This is a genomic window from Pseudomaricurvus sp. (genome assembly GCF_965662505.1).
In the GTDB taxonomy this organism is placed as follows: domain Bacteria; phylum Pseudomonadota; class Gammaproteobacteria; order Pseudomonadales; family Cellvibrionaceae; genus Pseudomaricurvus.
This window is the reverse complement of record NZ_CBFIHX010000036.1, coordinates 1-19,613: the sequence shown is the minus strand read 5'-3', so window position 1 is coordinate 19,613 and position 19,613 is coordinate 1. Positions and strand designations below refer to the sequence as shown.

Genomic DNA, 19,613 nt, shown 5'->3' with positions numbered 1-19,613 from the left:
GCGGTGACTAAACTGGGTGTTTTTAACGTATATAATAAGACGCTCTGAAGTCATAATCCGGAAGTCATCGCACACGACGGCCACAGAGCTTTCTCAGCCTCGAACTGTGAACAGCTTCCGCCACACCAGCAGACAGAGTTCACGCCTCGACATGCGACCCGACCTGGCGGTCAAACAAGCCTCAATCATCAGGTTTGGACTTCGACATCAGGTACTGACAATGATAACTGCAAGGAATCTGTTGTGATCCGTCACAAAATCAGCGTTAAACCTGTCGCCATTCTCATTCTCGGCGGTCTTCTCGTACTGGCGGTAGCCACGCTCAAGCCCAACCCCACACCGACCCCGGTTGCCACACCCCCACCCTTGAGCGTAACGGTCGTACACGCCGAACCCTCCGCCCAGGCCATTACCGTCAAATCTCAAGGCACGGTGGCGCCAAGGCGGGAAATCGATCTGGTTGCCGAAGTCAGCGGCCGCATTACCCAGGTGGATCCGAACTTCGTCGACGGCGCGTTTGTGAAAGCCCACCAACCGCTGATCACCATTGACCCCAGAGATTACGAGACCGCCCTGCTTGGTGCCGAAGCTCGCGTTGCCGACGCCTCGCAATTACTGGCGACCGAAAAGGGCCGCACTCGTCAGGCGAAACGGGAATGGCGCGACCTCGGTAATCGAGAAGCCAACGCACTGTTTTTGCGGGAGCCGCAACTGGCAGCAGCAGAAGCCCAACTGCAATCGGCCAAAGCCGATCGGGACCAGGCTCAGCTCAATCTGGAACGCACCCAAGTCAGCATTCCCTTTGACGGCCGGATTCGCACCACTCAAGTAGACCTGGGGCAGTACGTCACCCCCGGCACCCCCATTGCCAGCGTCTACGACACCAGTCTTGCGGAAATTCGACTGCCCTTGACCGACCGCCAGATTGCACTGGTGGATCTGCCACTGGGACTGAACGGTGATCTACCGACAGCACCGGACACCGACGAGACACACACCACCGGCCCCGAAGTCACCCTCATTGGCACCATCGCCGGCAAACGTTACAGCTGGCGGGGGCACATCACCCGCACGGAAGCCAGTCTCGACACCCGCTCGCGTCTATACTACGCCGTGGCGGAGGTTAAGGATCCGTTCCGGGTCACCGGCAACTTCCTCAACAACGATGATATTCAAGCGCCATTGATTGTCGGCCTGTTTGTCGAAGCCCACATTCAGGGGCGTCAACTTGAGGGCGTGATCACCGTCCCCCATGAAGCGTTGTTTAAGCGCAATCATCTCTACACACTGGACGCTGACAATCGGGTTCATGAAAAGTCGGTGTCGCTGCTTCACACCGACGGCCAGCAAGCCTGGATTCGCGGCGACCTCCACCAGGGCGAGCCCATCGTGGTGGGACGCCAAAGCCTGCTGAACGAAGGCATGGTGGTGACACCACAGCCGCAAAGCGATCAGAAAGACGAAGCACAACAGCTGGTCAAAGACCAAGTCGCCACACCATGAACAGAATCATTCAGTGGTTTATCGACAACCCCATCGCCGCCAATCTGTTGATGGTCGTCATCATACTGGGCGGCCTGAGCAATCTGGTGAACCTCAATAAAGAAGTGTTCCCCGGCATCGAGACCAACCTGATTCAGGTACAAGTTCCCTATCCGGGCGCTGGCCCTGTGGAAGTGGAAGAACAGGTGGTCAAACGGATCGAGGAGGCCATCGCCGATCTGGATGGCATTGAAGAAATCACCTCCACCGCGCGCCTCAATACCGGTTCGGTGCAAGTCGAGGCCATCAACGGCTACGACTCGCAACGCCTGCTTAACAACATTAAAGCCCGGGTCGATGCCATCTCCACCTTTCCGGTCGATGCCGAAAAGCCGATCATCACCGAAGTACAATGGCAAAGTGAGGTCATGAGTATCGGTCTGTACGGTGATGTCGATGAGGACACGCTGAAAACTGCCGGCGAAAAAATGCGCGACGAAATTGCCCTGCTGCCCGGCGTCTCCATCGTCAATCTCAACGCCACCCGTCCAGACGAAATGGCCATCGAAATTTCCGAACACGATTTGCGTCGCTACAACCTGAGCTTTGAACAGGTCGTCAATGCGGTGCGTCAGGCCTCGCTGAATCTGCCCGCCGGTGTTATCAAGTCAGACATCGGCGACATCCAGCTGCAAACCCGAGGACAAGCCTACTCCTCCGTGGATTTTGATCAGATCGTGGTCGACAGCCGGGAAGATGGGGCGGAGCTGACCATTGGCGACATCGGCAGCGTGACCGACGGCTTCAGCGAAGACAATGTCGTGGCTCGCCTGAACGGCAAACCCGCCGTATTTCTGGAAGTGAAAAGTTCCGAAAAGCCGGACGTGTTGAACATTGCCAAAACCGTCGATGCCTATCTGCAAAACGCCCAGTCTGAACTGCCACCGGGCATTGAAGCCAGAGTGTGGCGAGACTGGTCCGACATGTTTGAAGATCGCATGAACCTGCTGCTGAAGAACTCCCTGTCGGGGCTGCTGCTGGTGTTTATCATTTTGATGCTGTTTTTACGGCCCGCTCTGGCCGCCTGGGTATGCGTCGGTATCTCCGTGGCCTTTTTAGGCGCCCTCTGGCTGCTGCCGCTTGCCGGTGTCAGTCTCAACATGGTGTCCCTGTTTGCCTTTCTGCTGGTGCTCGGGATCGTTGTGGACGATGCCATCATCGTTGGCGAGAGTATCTATTCACAGCAACAGAGAGGTCTGGAGGGGCATGAGGCCGCGGCGGCCGGTGTCAAAGCCGTCAGCAAACCGGTCTTTTTCGCGGTCATCAGCACCATGATCTTCTTCGCTCCACTGCTTGCCATTCCCGGCGCCATGGGAGATATCAGCTATGCCATACCGGTCGTCGTGATTCTCGCCCTGACCTTCTCCCTGATAGAATCGATGCTGATTTTGCCCTCCCATCTGGCTCATCTGAAACCCGAAAAAACCAGCCAGAATCCTTGGTTGATTCGCCTCAAGCGCAGCCGTGAATCCATCGCCCACGGACTCGATCAGTTTGCCAACCGCGTTTACCGCCCCACACTCCTCAGATCCCTGCGCATGAATGGCGCCACCATCGCCGGCTTTTCCGTGGCGTTTGCACTGGCCGTGGCTCTGTACAGTGGCGGCTGGCTGAAAAAAACGTTTATGCCGGTAGTAGCGTCCGATTTCGTCCGTATCCAGGTCACCGTTCCCGAAGGTAGCCCTTTCCAAATTCAGGAAAGTATCCTTAAGCAACTGGAACAAGGCGCGGTAAAACTCAAAACCGATCAGTCGCTATTTCAGGGCAACGACGACGGTGTTATCGGCGATATGCAATCCTGGGCCTGGCAAAACAACGCGCTGGTTACCATCGCGCTGAATCATTCTGACAAACACGACGTTGCCTCCAATGACATCGTCAAGCGCTGGCGAGAACTGGCGGGAGACATTCCTGACGCCGACCAAATCAAAGCCAACGCCACCATTAATGAAATCAGCACCGCCATCAGCCTGCGTCTGACTCTGGGCATCGACGACTACGATCTCATGGAGCAAGCGATCAAAAACGTCCGGCATACACTGGGGCGATATCCCGGGGTGTATGACTTGCGGGATTCACTGACGGCGGCTCGAACCGAGATTGAACTGAAGCTCAAGCCCAACGCCGAGATGCTGGGGCTGGGGCTGGCCGATATCGCCCGACAAGTTCGTCAGGGATTCTACGGCGAAGAGGCGCAACGCATTCCGAGGGGCAAGGAAGATGTCAAAGTCATGGTGCGTTACCCCAAAGATGAGAGAAACAATGTAGATCAGCTGCGGGAAATGCGTATTCGCACCAGCGATGGCCGGGAAATTCCTCTGGATACGGTCGCCAGTGTACAGTTTGTCCCCGGCTATACGACCATCGAACGGGTCGATCGCAAACGCGCCATCGACATCACCGCCGAAGTGGACAGCAGCAAAGGCAATCCGACACTGATTGTCTCCAGCCTGCTGCAGGAGAACCTGCCCCGCTGGCAACAGCAATACCCCGATTTCCACCTGGGGGTTACCGGTGATATGGAAAACGAATCAGAGTTTGTCGGCTCCGCGACACGCAATTTCGGTTTGGCTCTGCTGGTGATTTTCGGCTTAATGGCGATCGCTTTCCGCTCTTACTGGCAGCCGGTACTGATTCTCACCGCCGTCCCGTTCGGTTTTATGGGAGCCGTGATCGGCCACCTGATTATGGGGCGTGAAGTGAGCATGATGTCCATGCTGGGCTTTTTTGCCTGCGCCGGGGTTGTGGTCAATGACAATCTGGTACTGCTGGATCGCATCAATCATCTGCGCGAAAGCGGCATGGAGGTATTCGAAGCGGTGGTGCAGGCGGGACGAGACCGCTTCCGCCCCATTGTACTGACCTCCGTCACCACTTTTATCGGTCTGGTGCCTATCATGGCGGAAACCAGCACTCAGGCGCGCTTTCTGATTCCCATGGTGATCTCCCTGTCATTCGGGGTGCTGTTCGCCACCACCGTCACCTTGTTTCTGGTACCGGGACTGTTCTTGCTGGGAGAGCGAGTGAGAGCTCACATGCAGGGAGAGAAAGTCGACCGGGGTGAACTGCCTTTCGAAAACAAGCCCGATCAAGCCTGATCGCCGATTTCCTATCGACATCCCCCATCACTGCGCTGTGATGGCAAAGACAAATTAAGCAAGACGCACCACAAAAGGCACGCTGAAAAAGAAAAGGCCAGACAGATTGGATCTGCCTGGCCTTTGGTTATAGAGTTTCCAACAACATAGCTGCCAACAACAGAGTTTCCACTAACAAAGCTTCCAACAACAAGTGAGCTAAGAAGCAGGATTCAGAAAGCTCCCAGAGCGACTTTACCCACCATGACCCACACCACGATACTGGAACCCAGATAGGCCATAAAACGATGCTGGACCCGGTTATAGGTACAGTGCACCAGAGAGTGAATCACCCGTAAAATCACAAACGCCCACGCACAATTGAACAGCAACCCATCCACTTGTCCCAGCAAAAAGGCAACGATACACACCACGTAGAATACGATTGGCACTTCAAACAGGTTTTTGAAGTTATTCGCCGGAGCCTCGACTTCAGCCGGGATCAACGCAGCCACCTGAGAGGGAGTTTTCAGCTGCTCGGCATCAATCTTTTGCGAAACAAGGTACGACATGCGACGAGCAAACAACACCAACCAAACCACGCCGGTTAATATCAGCATCGCCAGAACAGGTTGAAAAATAACGGATTGAGACATGAGAGACTCCTCTTACTGATGCCCTCGGGCTTTGATGTTCTTATGGTTAAAGACACATCATAACAGTAAACAAGGAGCGGGGACGACGCTGGCGCAGGCGACGTCGAACTTTTGAACTTCTACTTCTGGATCACTTTAAAACGTTCAATGTCGCGATCGTATTTCTTTTCGATCTGCGTGTACTGCTGCTCACGCTCTTCAATTTGCGCTTCGCTTAATGCCAGTTCTTCTTCTAAAGCCGCCAGTGTTTTTAGCATGGTATCGGGCACGGCTCTGCCCATGCGTTCCATCTTAGCCGCTTTCGCATGTTGATCGGCAATTTGCGCTTTCAGGTTGCGTATATTGCCCTTGAGAATCGCAATACTGCCGTCCACTTGTACCAGTTTGCGATGCTTGGCGGCCTCAATATCTCTGACGGTGCTGTAGCGACGCAGTAACTCTTCGTCCCACTCTGCCAGCTCCGCTTCCCGCTGACGCTGCAATTCCATCTGGGTGACTTCTTTTGCACTCGGCGCTGGCGGAACGACTTTAATCACTTCACCCCGCGAGGTGACGACCTCATACCCTTTTTGTGCATATTCAGGCGGGATCTGGTGATTGATCACTTTCACCCCATTCTCATCCAGATAACGGTAATACACCTTGCTGTTCTGAGCCTGCGACCACATTGACTGCCCACCCAACATCACCAGCAACAGCACACCCCACGTAAGGCGTTTCAAAGCGGGAGTTTGTCGAGGTACGGTCAATATCTTCATTGGTTCACCTGTTTATGACGGTCTGTAAGACAGTTTACAGCTGTCTTACAACTGCTTAATTAACTTTACAACTACTTAGCTTTACTACTACTTAACCTTACAACTACCTAACCTTACAACTACGTGTATAAACGCATTTACGGCCAGATTCAGGCTAATGTACAGCGAGAAGGCTGAACAAAAGCTTAAACACCGTATTGGACGCGATACTCTCGAATCTTATCCACCATATCCTGCTGGCCACCCTGCTCCAGCAAAAAGGTGATGATATCTTCCAGACACACAATGCTAACCACCGGAATGCCGTAGTCTTGTTCAACTTCCTGGATGGCCGACAACTCGCCCTGGCCTTTTTCCTGACGATTAAGACCAATCAGGACGGCCGCCGGCTCGGCGCCTTCCGCCTTGATAATGGACATCACTTCACGCACGGCGGTTCCGGCGGTAATGACATCATCGACGATCAGGATTTTGCCCTGCAACGGAGCACCTACCAGGCTTCCGCCCTCGCCGTGGTCCTTCGCCTCTTTGCGATTAAAGCAATAAGGCATGTCTTTGCCATGCTTGTCCGACAGCGCAACCGACGTGGTCGCCGCCAGAGGAATACCTTTGTAGGCTGGGCCAAAGACCACATCGTAAGCCACACCTGACGCCTCCAGGGCATCGGCATAAAAGCGCCCCAGCGCGGCCAGAGCTGCGCCCGTCTGAAACTTGCCCGCATTGAAAAAATAGGGGCTGGTACGTCCAGATTTCAGGGTAAATTCACCAAAACACAGCGCTTCGTGATCAATGGCTAGCTGGATAAAGTCTCTCTGGTACTGCTGCATCTGTCTGTTCTCGTCCATTCGTCATCACTGACTTATCACTTAAACAACTCCCCCGGAGCCGTCGAATAGAGGGTAATGATACACAGCCACCCCACGCTCTGTCACACATCAGGCAGAGTTCTTGCTTGTCATAAACCCACAAAAGGGCAAAACGCGTATACCAAATAGAGTGCACTCAAACCCGCTAACAACATTATGTCAGGATCATGAAGGGGATGACTGACTGCCAGTTCACGAACCGAACGATGGCATTCCCGCGAAAATGTTCTAATTTTAATGGAACCTTTGCGTTCCCAGCCGGTTTTATTGGCGACATAGGGAAATAGAATTAACAAAAATAACGAAAGCTCGGGTATCATACGCAGCCTGTAATCCAGGGGCTAACATGCGCATTATCAGTCTTTGTGTTGAAGGCATTCACCAAGCGGCACAGCGGGGTCTTTACGACTGGCTCGCCGATCAGGATGCTGACATCATATGCTTACAAGATTTACGTGCTCAGGAGTACGAACTGGACGGCGACCCGTTTCAGCTCGACGGCTACTTTGCCTATTTCTTCGACTCCGGAATCAAGCACTACAACGGTGTTGCTATCTACACTCGCCAACAACCCAAGGCCCTGATCTATGGGCTCGGTTTCAGCAGCGGTGTGGATATGGAAGGCCGCTATCTGCAAGTAGATTTCGAACAAATCAGCGTGGGCTCACTGCTCGCGCCATCCGCCAGATCTGAGAATGAATCTCAGGAAGTGAAAATTCAGTTCTTTGATGACATGCAGGCACACCTGCATAAAATCACCCGCAAGCGCCGCGAATTTATTTTCTGCGGCAACTGGGCCATGGCTCACAAGCGTGAAGATGTTCAGAACTGGCAGGACAACGACAGCGTCTCGGGCTTTTTGCCCCACGAGCAACAGTGGATGAAGCAGCTGTTCTCTCAGGTTGGTTACACCGATGCCTTCCGTCGTGGTAACACCGATAAAGATGAGTACACCTGGTGGCCCAGCGGTACTGTGGGTAACGGCGATGGGTGGCGAACTGACTACCAGGTCATTTCCGACAGCCTGGCCAATCGCGTGGAATACGCGACGACCTACAAGAACAAGGAATTCTCCAGTCACCTGCCCTTAATTGTGGACTACGATCTGGAAGTGTACTGATCACAGAGACAGGGCAACCTGCTCTCCTAATCCATACACACAAAAAAGGCCGCTCTAGCGGCCTTTTTTGTTGCTGCAGCCTGTGACAGCTGCGACTCAGACAGACGTTCTATTTAGACCCTTCGACCATGTGGTCAACGGCTTGATGAACTTCGTCTTCTGAACAATCCATACACAGACCTTTCGCTGGCATGGCGTTAAAACCACTCCATGCGTGGGTGTACAAGGTCTCAATACCCTTGGAGATACGAGGCGCCCACTCACCGGCATCACCGTACTTGGGTGCACCGGCAGCACCGGTTGCATGACAAGTCTGACAATGCGCTTCATACACTTGCACTCCGGAGCGAGGCTCAGCAGGAGCTGCTGCCACCGGCGCTGCTGCACAGTCCTCACCGGACATGCACACTTCACCCACTGGCATCAGGCGCTCTTGCATTTCTTTTTCCAGATCGGCACTGACCGCACCCGCTGAAACCATCACACTCAGGCCAGCCGCCGCCAGCAGACCCATCATCTTTTTCATTTGACTCACAGTTAAGTCCTCTCCATTTTCGGCATAGGCCCGGTTGGCCAGTAACGGTGCATTATAGACAAAAACCCGCCCAAGAGAAAAACCTTATGGCTTTCAGGGGGATATTAGCAACTTAACGACAATTTGAATGCTCCGATGCACGCCAATCCGTTGCCCCAAGCGCCTGCGAAGATACGCCTCTAACCACGTTGCCCTGAGCCCGTCCAAGCGCCAGCTCCCACCGCTAGACCTGAGTCCATCCAGGTGCCCCCAGCCGCTCGCCCTGAGCTTGTCGAAGGGTGTAAATTAACAGTGACGATCCTTCTTACTACCTTATCCCTTTTATTGGCTGCTTTTTATTACATTTTACGGCCTTTTTCCCTTTTTCATCGACATGGCTATACTGAAACTGCTCTATTAAAGCAGGCTTTATTCATGCAGCTTTCTCTCAGGGATGTGATTTTCCTACTCTTAATCTCAACCTCTGTGATGCACACACAGGCACAAGAGCTGGCACCAAGGGCTTACTGGCCCGCTCCGACGGGAACCAATGTTCTGGTCGTGGGTTACCAACACTCTCAAGGTGATGTACTGGTGGATGCCTCAACACCAGTAGAGGGTGCCAAGGCGACGCTGGACTTTGTCTCGTTCACCTATCAGCGAAGCTTCAGTCTGCTTAATCGCACCGCCAGCCTGCAAATAAATTACCCCCTCGTTCAAGGTGATGCCGATGCGTTGGTGAACGGCGAGTTTAAAGAGCGGTCTATCAGCGCGGGTGCCGATGCCCGCGCCCGCCTTGCCATCAACCTTATGGGTGCCCCCAGCATGGATCGCAAGGCGTTTCGGGAGCTGGTAGCAAACCCAGAGCCCATCATAGGTGCCAGCCTATTGGTCAGCATGCCCACCGGGGAATACGATGGCACCAAACTGTTTAACGCGGGAAGCAACCGCTGGGCGGTAAAACCAGCCCTGGGATTTATTATCCCGCTCACCCACCGCTGGCTATTTGAAGGCGAAGTCGGCGCCTGGTTCTATGAAGACAACCACGACTATCTGGGTAAAACCCGCCGCCAGAAGGCGGTCATCTCATCCGAATTTCATTTGGTGTATGTGCACAGAAACGGCATATGGGTGTCGCTGGATGCCAACTGGTACCAAGGCGGTGCTGCCACCGTGGGCGAAGGCCCGGAACAAGACGAGATGAACAACTCCCGCGCTGGCCTTACCCTTGTCCACCCATTCAATCGACACCACGCCATCCGCATCGCCGCCAGCACCACCATTGAGTCAAAAATAGCCGGGGATTTCGATAGTTTTACCTTGGGGTATATGTATATTTGGTAAGAAAATAAAATTGGGGTCATTCTGACCCCTATTATTGCGACAATCCGGGCCCGTCGACACACCAACCTCTCTCACCCAGCCACCGCCGAGCTTCGTTCGCCCAGAGCTTGTCGAAGGGCCTGCCCCCCTTCAACAGGGTCCAGATGAGCATGAAGCAAGGAAGGCACGGGCTAGACGGGTTAAAATTTAGTCTTGGCGGACATCAAAGAGGTACCCTCCTATTTCACACATTTAATGATCGAATCTATGCCTCATTAGTGAGCTCATGGTAAAGTCCGGCCATTCACAGTGCACCCCGGCAGCCCTCATAGGGATTGATCGCAATAAGGATATTGACCATGCCAGACCTGTTTTTCCCCACGACGTCCACTCGTCCAGCCCATCTGTGCGACTCCAAACCCGAGACACTGCAGCAATTTCTCGCCTGCAATCCTCAGGTGAAGGATCAAAATCAATGGCTCTCACCCCATGTCGCCTACGATATGTCAGGGACTGCGACACCATCGACTGGCGCCATTCTGCGAGAGATGAATCAACTGCCCATTCATCAACGTGCCAACCTGTCAGCCTGTGTTGCCGACTTCGGGGATGAAACCTCGGTGCTGGCAAAGTTCTACGACCAACACCTCGCAGGGCTGGATCTTACGACCACCGCGCAAAACAGCAACGGTCTCGCAGGCATGGGTATGACGGCATTGGGCGCACGTACCGATAGTTTTCACACAGCTGTCCTGCAATACCAACAGGCTCTCGTCCAATTAAACGATTACCACCGGGTGGGCAGAGTCGCCGCACAACGCAAGCTGGAACTGCGCAACAAAGTCATCGCCGCCTACGAAAGACTGAATCAATATTACCAGCAAGAACTGCGTCGCATTGTGCCCGCAGACCGGTTTACGAAAAACAAAGGCTCCGCCCTGTCCAACGCCGAACGCGGCATCACCCTGGCAGAAAGACCCCGCGGTCGTGGAATTCATGTCGCCACAGCCCTCGAAGGACAACAAATCAGCCGGTTTGCCAAGGGTATCCGCTATGCCGGCAGAGGCGCTATTGCCCTGGATGCTGGGTTTCGAATTAATACTGTGCACAACACTTACGTTAACGGTGGCGACTGGCAAAGAGAAGTTGCCGTCCAAAGTGGAGGAATGACAGCTTCAGCCCTTACCGGCTGGTTGACCGGACGTGCAGCATTTTTTGCATTGAGCAGAATAGCTTTGATGGCCACCCCATGGGGCTGGGCTTTCTTAATCGGCTCCTCAATCGTTACCGGTGCAGTGCTAGCTTATCAAGCAGATCAAAATGTACAAAGTCGAGTGGGCAATTTATGGGACAAGGCATTCAGGTAAACCTATGAATTATTCAGACTGGTTTGATATTTTAGTCGTTGGCTCTCTTCTTATCACTATCGTGTTCTGGATACTGTTTGCAGTGTTTACGATGCGCAAGATTGACAGAACTATTGTTTCAGAAGGCAAACCAAGACCCTGTCAGTGGGACCCCATGTGGGGAAGAGCGATACTGTATGCCTGGCCTGCGGTATTACCTGAAAAACTATTCAGCTCAGCTGAAAACAGAATCATAGATACGAACGATGTAAAAAGGATTGTAAATTACTTTGATAAAACCTTGGCCTGGGGGCTTTTAATTTCTGGGTATACCCTTGTCGTAAGCATCATTATTGGATGGATTTTTTCGATTTAAAAAATCAAAGTGGGTAGAGATTCTTGGTAGCCTTGTAATAATGATAGAATTCAATTGGCCTCAAGCGTGGGCTTTATTTGGCGGCTGGTTATTAATAGTAATTATTTTCGCATGGATAATATTTGCATTAACAACCATGCGAAAAATTGATAATGCCGTCTTAAGCACAGGAAAACCCAGGCCCTGCCAATGGGATCCCATGTGGCTGAGAGCGATGCTATACGCATGGCCCGTCGCCCTCCCTACAAAAATATTCAACGATAATGATGATCGTATAGTAGACACTAACATTGTTAAAAATACGATTAATTTACTGGACAAAATCATCGCATGGATACTCATGATCACTGGATATTCATTTGTGATTTGCGTCATCGTTGGCTGGATTTTCAATTTTTATTAGCATCGAAATATCAAACATAATGTGGGTCTGGCCCCAATTATTGAGTATTGAAAACCCCGCTCCGCGGCTATGGCTTCAACAAAATGGAGGTATGGCTGCCAGAGAGGATTGACTGTTAAAAGCCTTAGGGCTTTTAACACCCTGCGGGCGCTGTTCGCGGTCTCAAAGCTGTCGCTTTGATCGAACCTGGGAGGTTCTCATCGAGCCCTGGGATGTACCATTCATAAAAAACCCCGCTATGCGGGGTCTTTTATGAATGGCGCACCCTAGAGGATTCGAACCTCTGACCTTCGCCTCCGGAGGGCGACGCTCTATCCAGCTGAGCTAAGGGTGCGTAACGCTTGTTTTAAGCAGGCGCAATGATACGCATCCTGGCGGGCTTCGTCTATCCTCTTTGAAATGGCCAACCCTCGGCACACCCCATTCAACCGTGGCAGCGAGAGGCTCAAGGACTGGCGCTTAACGTTTACAGAACCCGCTTAACAACTACACTCTCCACATCACATAACCGTCTTTAATAGGTAACCGGAGGATATGTATGGTCTACAGGACCGGAGCTCAGCGAGATATGTCTGCCATGGCGTGGTGGCTTATCCCCATTGGCATCCTGACAGCGACGTTAATCCTGCTTTTTGGCAGCCCTGATGAGGCGGATGAGTCTCTGGTGGTAACGGAGTCTGGGACTGGCTACCAACGAGTACGCCTGCCCCTTCTGGACGAGACGGCTGGAGAACTCAGCAGCCAGTTTCGCCCGCTCTCCTCCCAACACCATCAGAAACTATTGAGTCGACTTGAGCAGTTCCGCTCCGAATATCGGCCCGCGGCGCCACGTTTGGAAGTGTGGGCCAAGCCAGGACTGGAAAGCAGAAGCAAGGTAGCCTCCCAACTGGGTGATGATTTATCCCGCCACGAACTGGGCAAGGCGACTCAAGAACTGGCTATGCCTGCGGCCACTATAACCTCGCCGCTGGTACTGGTCTGTGCCGAAAAAGACAAAGGTATTGCCCGCCAACTGTTGGCGGCTCTGTCTGTGTACCTAACCGGGGAAGTAGAATTGCATTTTGACGACACAGTTTCTCTAAGTGAAATGAAATTGTATCTTCTCGGGGAGCCACTTTTTAGCACTCAGGGCACTGCTGTGTTCAGACCATCATCCGACTGACAATCACTTACCCAGCGATTTGAGCAGCAACGGTGGCAACTTCTCACTCAAATCATCATCTGATTCTGCCTCTGGAAACATACCGACACCGGAATCCAATGCGTGCCGCAAGGCTGGCCCTATTTGAGGAATCACCGTTTTCGGTGACATCGGATCACCGCACTCACTGCATGTGACCACGGGTTTCGCCACCTGCCCACAGCTGCGATGCAGGTATTCCACCGGTGCACCCGCCTCATCGGAGCACCAGCGGTTGCCCCAATCACCCAGGGTCAGAATCACACCATGCAAGTCCAACCCTTTTTCCGTCAGTCGATATTCGTAGCGCGGGGGCCGCTGCTGATAAGGCACTTTCTCCAGCACCCCGCTGTCCACCAGCTTGTTCAGACGCTCACTCAATCGATGACGACTCACCCCCAGCTGGCGGCGAAACCCTTCAAAACGGCGAGTTCCCAGAAAGGCATCCCGCAAGATCAATAGGGTCCAGCGATCTCCCACAATCGAGAGAGCTCTGGCAATGGAGCACACTTGCTGATCAATATCTTCCCAACGCAATCGGTCACCTCCGGCTAATGCACGCCACTTTTAAAGCGAATAGTGACATTTTGCTCAGTATAGTTTGACAGGTTCCATTTTGGAACCTAATGTCAGTTTCAAAATGGAACCTAGTTAAGCGGATCAACGTCCACCCAGAGAGACTCCATCATGGCCGCCCCAGAGATCACTCCAGAAAATACCTCAGAAAACTCCAAAGTCGCCCTCATTGTTGGCGCCGGCGACGCGATTGGCAGCGCCATTGCCCGCAAGTTTGCCGAGGAGGGGCTCACCGTATGCGCCGCCCGCCGCAACGGTGACAAACTGAATCCTCTGATTGACGACCTGAGACAACAGGGCCATCAGGCTTATGCCTTCTCCTGTGATGCGCGCAAGGAAGATCAGGTAGAAGACCTGTTCAAGCAGATTGAAACAAACATCGGGGCTATCGACCTGGTGGTGTTCAATATCGGCGCCAATGTACCCATGAGTATCCTCGACACCAGCAGCCAGAAGTTTTTCAAGATCTGGGAAATGGCCTGCTTCTCCGGCTTTCTCACGGGGAGGGAAGCGGCCCGCTATATGACTCCCAGAGGACAAGGATCCATTATTTTTACCGGGGCCACTGCCAGCGTGCGCGGCTCGGCGGGATTTGCCGCCTTTGCCAGTGCCAAGCACGGCCTGCGGGCCCTGGCGCAAAGCATGGCCCGAGAGCTCGGCCCCAAAAACATACACGTCGCCCACGTGGTCATCGACGCCGCTGTCGATACCCAGTGGATTTTAGACAACGTACCTCGGGCCAAAGAACTGAAACAGGAAGACGGCATCGTCCTGCCCGACGACCTCGCCGACAACTACGTGCACCTTTATCAACAACCCCGCAATGCCTGGACCTTTGAGCTGGATATACGCCCATGGGCCGAGCGCTGGTAACACACCTGGAGACAGTCATGACACAAGCACTGGATTTTTACTTCGACTTTGGCAGCCCTACGGCGTATCTGGCTTACAAACGACTGCAACAACTGCAACAGCAATACGATCTGCAAGTGAACCCGATCCCCATGCTGCTGGGCGGCGTTTTTAAAGCCACCAGTAATACCTCTCCGGTCGCGATTCCTGCCAAGGGCAAATACATGCTGGAACAGGATCTACCCCGCTTTGCCAAACGCTATCAGGTGGCCATGCGTTTTAACCCGTTTTTCCCCATCAATACCCTGCAACTGATGCGCGGTGCCATTGCGGCTGAACGTCTTGGCATCAGTGCGGACTACATGGAAACCATTTACAACGCACTGTGGACTCAGGAAAAAAACCTGGGCGACCTGGAGACGGTGGCCGAATGCCTGAAGGCAGCAGACATTGACAGCGATGCTCTGCTTGCTCTGAGTCAGGACCCCGAAGTCAAACAACAGCTTATTGAGAACACCGGGCGGGCCGTCGAACTGGGAGCCTTTGGCGCGCCCACTATGTATATGAACGGTGAAATGTATTTTGGCCAGGATCGGCTGGACTTTATTGAGGAACGATTAAAGCCCAGGAATAGCTAACACCAGAACCGCTAAAACCAGAAATCTGGCCCGCTACAAACCCGCTTCGCGGGTCAGGTTCTGTACGCCATCGGCGGACACATGGATATTATCCTCAATGCGAATACCTCCATACGGCCTCAGCGTCTCCACAACTGACCAGTTCACCAGCTTGCCTGCAATTCCTTTGTTCACAGACTCTAATATAGAAGGAATAAAATAGAGCCCCGGCTCAATGGTGAAAACCTGTCCCACCTCAATCGGACGTGTCAGACGCAGATAGGGATGTTCAGACGGTGGCGACACTTCCCGGCCGTCCGGGGACTGCATCCAGCCACCACGATCATGCACCTGCAAGCCAAGCAAATGCCCCAGACCGTGAGGAAAAAACGCCTGGGTAATCTGCTGCTCCACCGCCTGCTCCGGCGAACAGTGAATCAAGTCAAACTGCTTCAGGACCTCCGCCAACTGAACATGCGTCCAGCGATGCAGTTCCAGATAAGCCTCGCCCGGCTGAATGCGGGCAATCACCGCTTGCTGCAATTGATCCATGGCGTCGACCAGTTCGGCAAACACACCATCCGCGGCAGCATAGGTTCGGCTGATATCCGCCACGTAGCCGGCCACACTGGCACCTGCATCGATCAAAAATGAACGCGACTGTGCCGGCGGCTGACGCAGCTTTTGGGTGTAATGCAGCACCGCGCCGTGATCGTTCAACGCAATGATGTTGCCGTAAGGCAGCTCTTCTTCCAGATGACCAGCGGCTTGCAGATACGCCATGTGGATATCGTATTCGGAACCTCCGTCACGAAAACACCGTTCGGCGGCGCGATGCGCGGGCACCGCTTTTTCGCTGGCGAGCCTCATACACGCGACTTCGTAATCACTTTTATAGGCCCGCTGGTAATCCAGCGCTGCCAGCAGAACCTGAGGGTTGTGTTCAGCCTTAGAACTCGGACAATCCCCCGTCTCACCGATATAGGCGATCCTTGCAGCCCCGGTCTTCGACAGAATCCCCGGCAGCTCACTGGCAGAGGCGATCACCTCCACCTGAAAGGCTCGCTGAACCGCCTCATCATCCAGAGCATTCACCTGATGCCAGATATCCTGGGGCTGATGGAAAAACAGCACCGGCTTTGCCTCCCCCGGTACCAGCCAGACGTAGCAACCCGGCCGATCCAGCAGTGGCAACCAGGCTTTAAAGTAGGGATTCACCTTGAACGGATAATCCACATCGTCCCGAAAAGGGTGCAGCACACTGCCGGCGGCAATCAACAGACCGTCGAATGACTGAGCCTCCAGTAACTGACTGACTTGAAGGAACTGCGCTTTAATGTGCGCTTCATACAAATGAACAACCGCTGCCGGAACCACGCTCAACTCCTTAATCATCGCTACCGCTTAAAAACCACTAACACTAAAAACCGCCAATGCGATTCAGTCTATCAAACCATTGATAAATAAAACCCCCGAACCAGGTCTATTTTCTGTACTTTCAAACAAAAATTCTGGAATTTTCACCACTTATCACCAACACTGATAAAAAGTTATTATCAAAAGCTCAGAAAACCTGAATTGGACACTCGCAGGCAAGCCGCAGAGAATGGCTCATAAACCCAATTCAGCGATTGGCTATCCGTCAGCGATTTACTCTCAGTATGTAAGGAAGGCTTATGTCTGCCACTCTCACTTCAACCCCAGTGACGCCTGGCGAAATGCGCGCCAAAATCCGCTCCGGCGAGCACACCGGCAACACGTCGGGCTATTGCGAAGGCTTCGTACAGGCCAATGTCGCCATCCTGCCGAAAGACTGGGCTGCTGAGTTCCTGCAATTCTGCCAGCTGAACCCAAAGCCCTGCCCCATTGTCGGCATGGCCGCCAACCCCGGTGATACCCATATCGAGGGCATCGGGGCTGATTTTGATATTCGCACCGACGTCCCCAGCTACCGCCTGTGGAAAGACGGTGAGCTGACCGGCGAAGTCAACGACATCAGCGACATCTGGAATCAGGATCTGGTGACTTTTCTGATCGGCTGCTCCTTCTCGTTTGAAGAGGCCCTGTTGTCCGATGGCCTGGAAATTCGCAACCTCAGCGAAGGCAAGAACGTCCCCATGTACGACACCAACATTGCCTGCCGCCCCGCCGGCCGCTTTCACGGCAATATGGTGGTGAGCATGCGCCCGTTCAAACCCGTCGACGCCATTCGCATGATTCAGATCTGCTCGCGCTTCCCCTCGGTACACGGCGCACCGGTGCACTTTGGCGACCCGGCGGCTATCGGTATTCGCGACATCAATCAGACTGACTACGGCGATCCCGTCACCATCAAAGACGGCGAGTACCCGGTTTTTACCGCCTGCGGTGTTACCCCGCAGGCTGCCATTATGGCCGCCAAACCGCCGTTCTGTATTACTCACAGCCCCGGCTGTATGGTCGTGACCGACCTGCCAAACAGCCGTCTGGCCATTCTATAACACGCCCGAAAGGAGATTCATCATGCCTTTATTACTGAACTGCGATCTGGGCGAGAGCTTTGGCTCCTGGACCATGGGCATGGACGCAGCCGTCATGCCACACATCGATCAGGCCAATATTGCCTGTGGCTTTCACGCCGGCGACCCGTTGATCATGACCAAAACCCTGGAACTGGCCAAAGAACATGGCGTGCGCGTAGGCGCTCACCCCGCCTATCCGGATCTGGTGGGCTTTGGTCGTCGCTCCATGAACTGCTCCGCCGACGAAATCAAAGCCATGGTGATGTATCAAACATCGGCACTGGGCGGCATGGCGCAATCCCTGGGGTTGAGCCTCGAATACGTCAAACCCCACGGCGCGCTCTATAACGACATGATGGCGAAAGACAACGTACGCCACGCGATTATGGACGCCATCGCCAGCTTCCACCTGCCCATTCGTCTGATGTTGCAGGCCACACCACAAATGGAACTGCATCGCCAGGAAGCCGCCGAGCGCGGTATTGAATTGTTTTTCGAAGCCTTTGCCGACCGCTGTTACGACGACGATGGCAAGTTGCTGTCTCGCACCCAGCCCGGCGCCGTTCACAACAAAGAAAAGATGCTCGCTCAGGTCAAACAACTGAACGAACAGGGCACCATCACCACCGTCAGCGGCCAGACTCTGAGCCTGCAAGCCGACACCCTCTGTGTACACGGTGACAACCTGGAAGGCGTGCAAGCCATCGAAGCCATTCGGGAGTTAATTCGCCCATGAACATTCAGATCGCCGGCGAAAGCTCGCTGATCATTTACTTCGGCGACGAAACCAGTCCAGAGATTTCCGCTCAGGTACAACAGACCGCACAGCGCTTGCCCGAACTCATGGGCGACTCGCTGGTGGATCTGGTGCCCTCCTACGCGTCGCTGCTGGTGCTGTTTAATCCACTGTTGACCGATGAACTCCACGTGCGTCAGGCCATCGCCAAAGCGACAGCATCCATCGCCTCCGCCGAACAGTCGGAAGGTCATCTGGTGGAGCTGCCGGTGTATTACGCCGAAGAGTCCGGCCCCGATCTGACCGCACTGGCCGAGCGCGCACAATTGAGCGTGCAAGAGGTCATCGATCTGCATCAGAGTACCGAGTACCGGGTTTACGCCATTGGCTTTGCACCGGGTTTTGCCTACCTCGGCCAGGTGGATGAGCGCATTGCCGCACCGCGACTGTCGACACCGCGCCAAAAAGTCCCCAAGGGGGCTGTCGCCATTGCCGACCGTCAGACGGCAATCTACCCAGCCGTTTCACCGGGTGGCTGGAACCTGATCGGCCTGTGCCCCACTCCCATGTTTGATCCCAACGCAGAACCCTCCATGCCGGTTTCGGTCGGTGACCGCGTGCGCTTTAAAAGCATCAGTCGGGAAGAGTTTTTATCCCTCGGCGGCGAGCTGCCGGAAGCTGGAGGGCAACCGTCATGAGCATGAAAATTTTAAATCCGGGTATTCTTTCTCTGCTGCAAGACGCAGGACGCTTTGGGCAACATCAAATCGGTCTCACCAACGGCGGCCCGCTGGATCCTCTGGCGTTTCACTGGGCTAACCGTCTGTGCGGCAACACCACCACAGATTCCGATGTCTACAGCAACGCCACCACCATCGAGGTGAGTATTGGCGGTTTTAAAATGCAGGCGGAATGCGCAACCCGGGTTGCGGTCACGGGCGGCGAGATGCCCGTCACCCTCAACGGCAAGGAAATAGAGCGCTGGCGCACCCATACCCTAAACAGCGGTGACACTCTGGAACTGGGTTACAGTCAAAACGGCTGTCGCGCCTACATTGCCGTCAGCGGTGGTTTTAAGGTATCGCCCTCTTTTGGCAGCAGCGCGACCGTCGTTCGCGAAAGTCTTGGCGGGCTGAATGGTCAGGCACTGAAAACCGGAGACGTGCTTCC

General features: G+C 53.9%; 19 protein-coding genes and 1 tRNA gene. 13 read left to right on the top strand and 7 right to left on the bottom strand.

The window, feature by feature from the left end; translation table 11 throughout:
* Positions 1 to 243 precede the first annotated feature (243 nt).
* Together ACTG33_RS07040 and ACTG33_RS07035 are read left to right on the top strand one after the other, a co-directional pair.
* Positions 244 to 1,503, top strand: a complete 1,260-nt coding sequence (locus tag ACTG33_RS07040; RefSeq protein ID WP_439134491.1) for an efflux RND transporter periplasmic adaptor subunit — start codon at positions 244 to 246, stop codon at positions 1,501 to 1,503.
* Positions 1,500 to 4,640 (top strand): efflux RND transporter permease subunit, encoded by a 3,141-nt coding sequence (locus ACTG33_RS07035; protein WP_439134490.1) that lies wholly within the window; start codon positions 1,500 to 1,502, stop codon positions 4,638 to 4,640. Before ACTG33_RS07040 ends, ACTG33_RS07035 begins: the two co-directional genes overlap by 4 nt.
* Positions 4,641 to 4,852: 212 nt before the next feature.
* On the opposite strand, the gene ACTG33_RS07030 is transcribed toward ACTG33_RS07035, so the two are convergent.
* The 3 genes from ACTG33_RS07030 to pyrE all read right to left on the bottom strand — a co-directional run bounded on the left by ACTG33_RS07030 (position 4,853) and on the right by pyrE (position 6,860).
* Positions 4,853 to 5,275: an MAPEG family protein gene (locus tag ACTG33_RS07030; RefSeq protein WP_439134489.1), complete on the bottom strand. Its 423-nt coding sequence runs from the start codon at positions 5,273 to 5,275 to the stop codon at positions 4,853 to 4,855.
* 119 nt (positions 5,276 to 5,394) lie between these two features.
* Entirely contained in the window at positions 5,395 to 6,033 is a 639-nt protein-coding gene (locus tag ACTG33_RS07025; protein ID WP_439134488.1) for a hypothetical protein, read from the bottom strand.
* A 185-nt stretch (positions 6,034 to 6,218) separates the two neighbouring features.
* Positions 6,219 to 6,860 (bottom strand): orotate phosphoribosyltransferase, encoded by a 642-nt coding sequence (gene pyrE / locus ACTG33_RS07020; protein WP_439134502.1) that lies wholly within the window; start codon positions 6,858 to 6,860, stop codon positions 6,219 to 6,221.
* A gap of 385 nt (positions 6,861 to 7,245) precedes the next feature.
* On the opposite strand from pyrE, the gene ACTG33_RS07015 reads away from it, so the two are divergent.
* Positions 7,246 to 8,019, top strand: a complete 774-nt coding sequence (locus ACTG33_RS07015) for an exodeoxyribonuclease III (RefSeq protein WP_439134487.1) — start codon at positions 7,246 to 7,248, stop codon at positions 8,017 to 8,019.
* A 109-nt stretch (positions 8,020 to 8,128) separates the two neighbouring features.
* Here the strand turns inward: ACTG33_RS07015 and ACTG33_RS07010 are convergent, their stop codons facing one another.
* On the bottom strand, positions 8,129 to 8,545 hold the full coding sequence (locus ACTG33_RS07010) for a c-type cytochrome (protein WP_439134501.1): 417 nt from the start codon (positions 8,543 to 8,545) through the stop codon (positions 8,129 to 8,131).
* A gap of 423 nt (positions 8,546 to 8,968) precedes the next feature.
* Here ACTG33_RS07010 and ACTG33_RS07005 point away from each other — a divergent pair, with 423 nt between their 5' ends.
* From ACTG33_RS07005 to ACTG33_RS06995, 3 genes are all read left to right on the top strand, one after another.
* Positions 8,969 to 9,877: a transporter gene (locus ACTG33_RS07005; RefSeq protein WP_439134486.1), complete on the top strand. Its 909-nt coding sequence runs from the start codon at positions 8,969 to 8,971 to the stop codon at positions 9,875 to 9,877.
* 338 nt (positions 9,878 to 10,215) lie between these two features.
* Positions 10,216 to 11,223: a hypothetical protein gene (locus ACTG33_RS07000; RefSeq protein WP_439134485.1), complete on the top strand. Its 1,008-nt coding sequence runs from the start codon at positions 10,216 to 10,218 to the stop codon at positions 11,221 to 11,223.
* A gap of 4 nt (positions 11,224 to 11,227) precedes the next feature.
* On the top strand, positions 11,228 to 11,578 hold the full coding sequence (locus ACTG33_RS06995; RefSeq protein WP_439134484.1) for a hypothetical protein: 351 nt from the start codon (positions 11,228 to 11,230) through the stop codon (positions 11,576 to 11,578).
* A gap of 660 nt (positions 11,579 to 12,238) precedes the next feature.
* Here the strand turns inward: ACTG33_RS06995 and ACTG33_RS06990 are convergent.
* Positions 12,239 to 12,315 (bottom strand) — tRNA-Arg (locus tag ACTG33_RS06990).
* 204 nt (positions 12,316 to 12,519) lie between these two features.
* On the opposite strand from ACTG33_RS06990, the gene ACTG33_RS06985 reads away from it, so the two are divergent.
* Positions 12,520 to 13,143 (top strand): hypothetical protein, encoded by a 624-nt coding sequence (locus tag ACTG33_RS06985; RefSeq protein ID WP_439134483.1) that lies wholly within the window; start codon positions 12,520 to 12,522, stop codon positions 13,141 to 13,143.
* A gap of 3 nt (positions 13,144 to 13,146) precedes the next feature.
* Here the strand turns inward: ACTG33_RS06985 and ACTG33_RS06980 are convergent, their stop codons facing one another.
* Entirely contained in the window at positions 13,147 to 13,698 is a 552-nt protein-coding gene (locus ACTG33_RS06980) for a winged helix-turn-helix transcriptional regulator (RefSeq protein ID WP_439134482.1), read from the bottom strand.
* Positions 13,699 to 13,848: 150 nt separating this feature from the next.
* On the opposite strand from ACTG33_RS06980, the gene ACTG33_RS06975 reads away from it, so the two are divergent.
* Together ACTG33_RS06975 and ACTG33_RS06970 are read left to right on the top strand one after the other, a co-directional pair.
* On the top strand, positions 13,849 to 14,610 hold the full coding sequence (locus ACTG33_RS06975) for an SDR family oxidoreductase (RefSeq protein WP_439134481.1): 762 nt from the start codon (positions 13,849 to 13,851) through the stop codon (positions 14,608 to 14,610).
* A gap of 17 nt (positions 14,611 to 14,627) precedes the next feature.
* Positions 14,628 to 15,227 carry a 2-hydroxychromene-2-carboxylate isomerase gene (locus tag ACTG33_RS06970; protein ID WP_439134480.1) on the top strand — a complete coding sequence of 200 codons (600 nt, stop codon included), beginning with the start codon at positions 14,628 to 14,630 and terminating at the stop codon, positions 15,225 to 15,227.
* Between the two features lie 33 nt (positions 15,228 to 15,260).
* On the opposite strand, the gene pepQ is transcribed toward ACTG33_RS06970, so the two are convergent.
* Positions 15,261 to 16,601: a Xaa-Pro dipeptidase gene (gene pepQ / locus ACTG33_RS06965; protein ID WP_439134479.1), complete on the bottom strand. Its 1,341-nt coding sequence runs from the start codon at positions 16,599 to 16,601 to the stop codon at positions 15,261 to 15,263.
* 281 nt (positions 16,602 to 16,882) lie between these two features.
* Between pepQ and ACTG33_RS06960 the strand changes: the two genes are divergently transcribed.
* The 4 genes from ACTG33_RS06960 to ACTG33_RS06945 form a co-directional block, all read left to right on the top strand.
* Positions 16,883 to 17,686: a putative hydro-lyase gene (locus ACTG33_RS06960; protein WP_439134478.1), complete on the top strand. Its 804-nt coding sequence runs from the start codon at positions 16,883 to 16,885 to the stop codon at positions 17,684 to 17,686.
* Positions 17,687 to 17,708: 22 nt separating this feature from the next.
* Positions 17,709 to 18,443: a 5-oxoprolinase subunit PxpA gene (locus tag ACTG33_RS06955; RefSeq protein WP_439134477.1), complete on the top strand. Its 735-nt coding sequence runs from the start codon at positions 17,709 to 17,711 to the stop codon at positions 18,441 to 18,443.
* Entirely contained in the window at positions 18,440 to 19,141 is a 702-nt protein-coding gene (pxpB, locus tag ACTG33_RS06950) for a 5-oxoprolinase subunit PxpB (RefSeq protein WP_439134476.1), read from the top strand. Before ACTG33_RS06955 ends, pxpB begins: the two co-directional genes overlap by 4 nt.
* On the top strand, positions 19,138 to 19,613 hold a 476-nt coding region (locus ACTG33_RS06945; RefSeq protein WP_439134475.1), incomplete at its 3' end, for a biotin-dependent carboxyltransferase family protein. The genes pxpB and ACTG33_RS06945, both read left to right, overlap by 4 nt.

Excerpts from the sequence above, each read along its gene's own strand:
- ACTG33_RS07035 (WP_439134490.1), top strand. The coding sequence starts at position 1,500 with ATGAACAGAATCATTCAGTGGTTTATCGACAACCCCATCGCCGCCAAT.
- ACTG33_RS07030 (WP_439134489.1), bottom strand. The coding sequence starts at position 5,275 with ATGTCTCAATCCGTTATTTTTCAACCTGTTCTGGCGATGCTGATATTA.
- ACTG33_RS07025 (WP_439134488.1), bottom strand. The coding sequence starts at position 6,033 with ATGAAGATATTGACCGTACCTCGACAAACTCCCGCTTTGAAACGCCTT.
- pyrE (WP_439134502.1), bottom strand. The coding sequence starts at position 6,860 with ATGCAGCAGTACCAGAGAGACTTTATCCAGCTAGCCATTGATCACGAA.
- ACTG33_RS07015 (WP_439134487.1), top strand. The coding sequence starts at position 7,246 with ATGCGCATTATCAGTCTTTGTGTTGAAGGCATTCACCAAGCGGCACAG.
- ACTG33_RS07010 (WP_439134501.1), bottom strand. The coding sequence starts at position 8,545 with ATGAAAAAGATGATGGGTCTGCTGGCGGCGGCTGGCCTGAGTGTGATG.
- ACTG33_RS07005 (WP_439134486.1), top strand. The coding sequence starts at position 8,969 with ATGCAGCTTTCTCTCAGGGATGTGATTTTCCTACTCTTAATCTCAACC.
- ACTG33_RS07000 (WP_439134485.1), top strand. The coding sequence starts at position 10,216 with ATGCCAGACCTGTTTTTCCCCACGACGTCCACTCGTCCAGCCCATCTG.
- ACTG33_RS06995 (WP_439134484.1), top strand. The coding sequence starts at position 11,228 with ATGAATTATTCAGACTGGTTTGATATTTTAGTCGTTGGCTCTCTTCTT.
- ACTG33_RS06985 (WP_439134483.1), top strand. The coding sequence starts at position 12,520 with ATGGTCTACAGGACCGGAGCTCAGCGAGATATGTCTGCCATGGCGTGG.
- ACTG33_RS06975 (WP_439134481.1), top strand. The coding sequence starts at position 13,849 with ATGGCCGCCCCAGAGATCACTCCAGAAAATACCTCAGAAAACTCCAAA.
- ACTG33_RS06970 (WP_439134480.1), top strand. The coding sequence starts at position 14,628 with ATGACACAAGCACTGGATTTTTACTTCGACTTTGGCAGCCCTACGGCG.
- pepQ (WP_439134479.1), bottom strand. The coding sequence starts at position 16,601 with ATGATTAAGGAGTTGAGCGTGGTTCCGGCAGCGGTTGTTCATTTGTAT.
- ACTG33_RS06960 (WP_439134478.1), top strand. The coding sequence starts at position 16,883 with ATGTCTGCCACTCTCACTTCAACCCCAGTGACGCCTGGCGAAATGCGC.
- ACTG33_RS06955 (WP_439134477.1), top strand. The coding sequence starts at position 17,709 with ATGCCTTTATTACTGAACTGCGATCTGGGCGAGAGCTTTGGCTCCTGG.
- pxpB (WP_439134476.1), top strand. The coding sequence starts at position 18,440 with ATGAACATTCAGATCGCCGGCGAAAGCTCGCTGATCATTTACTTCGGC.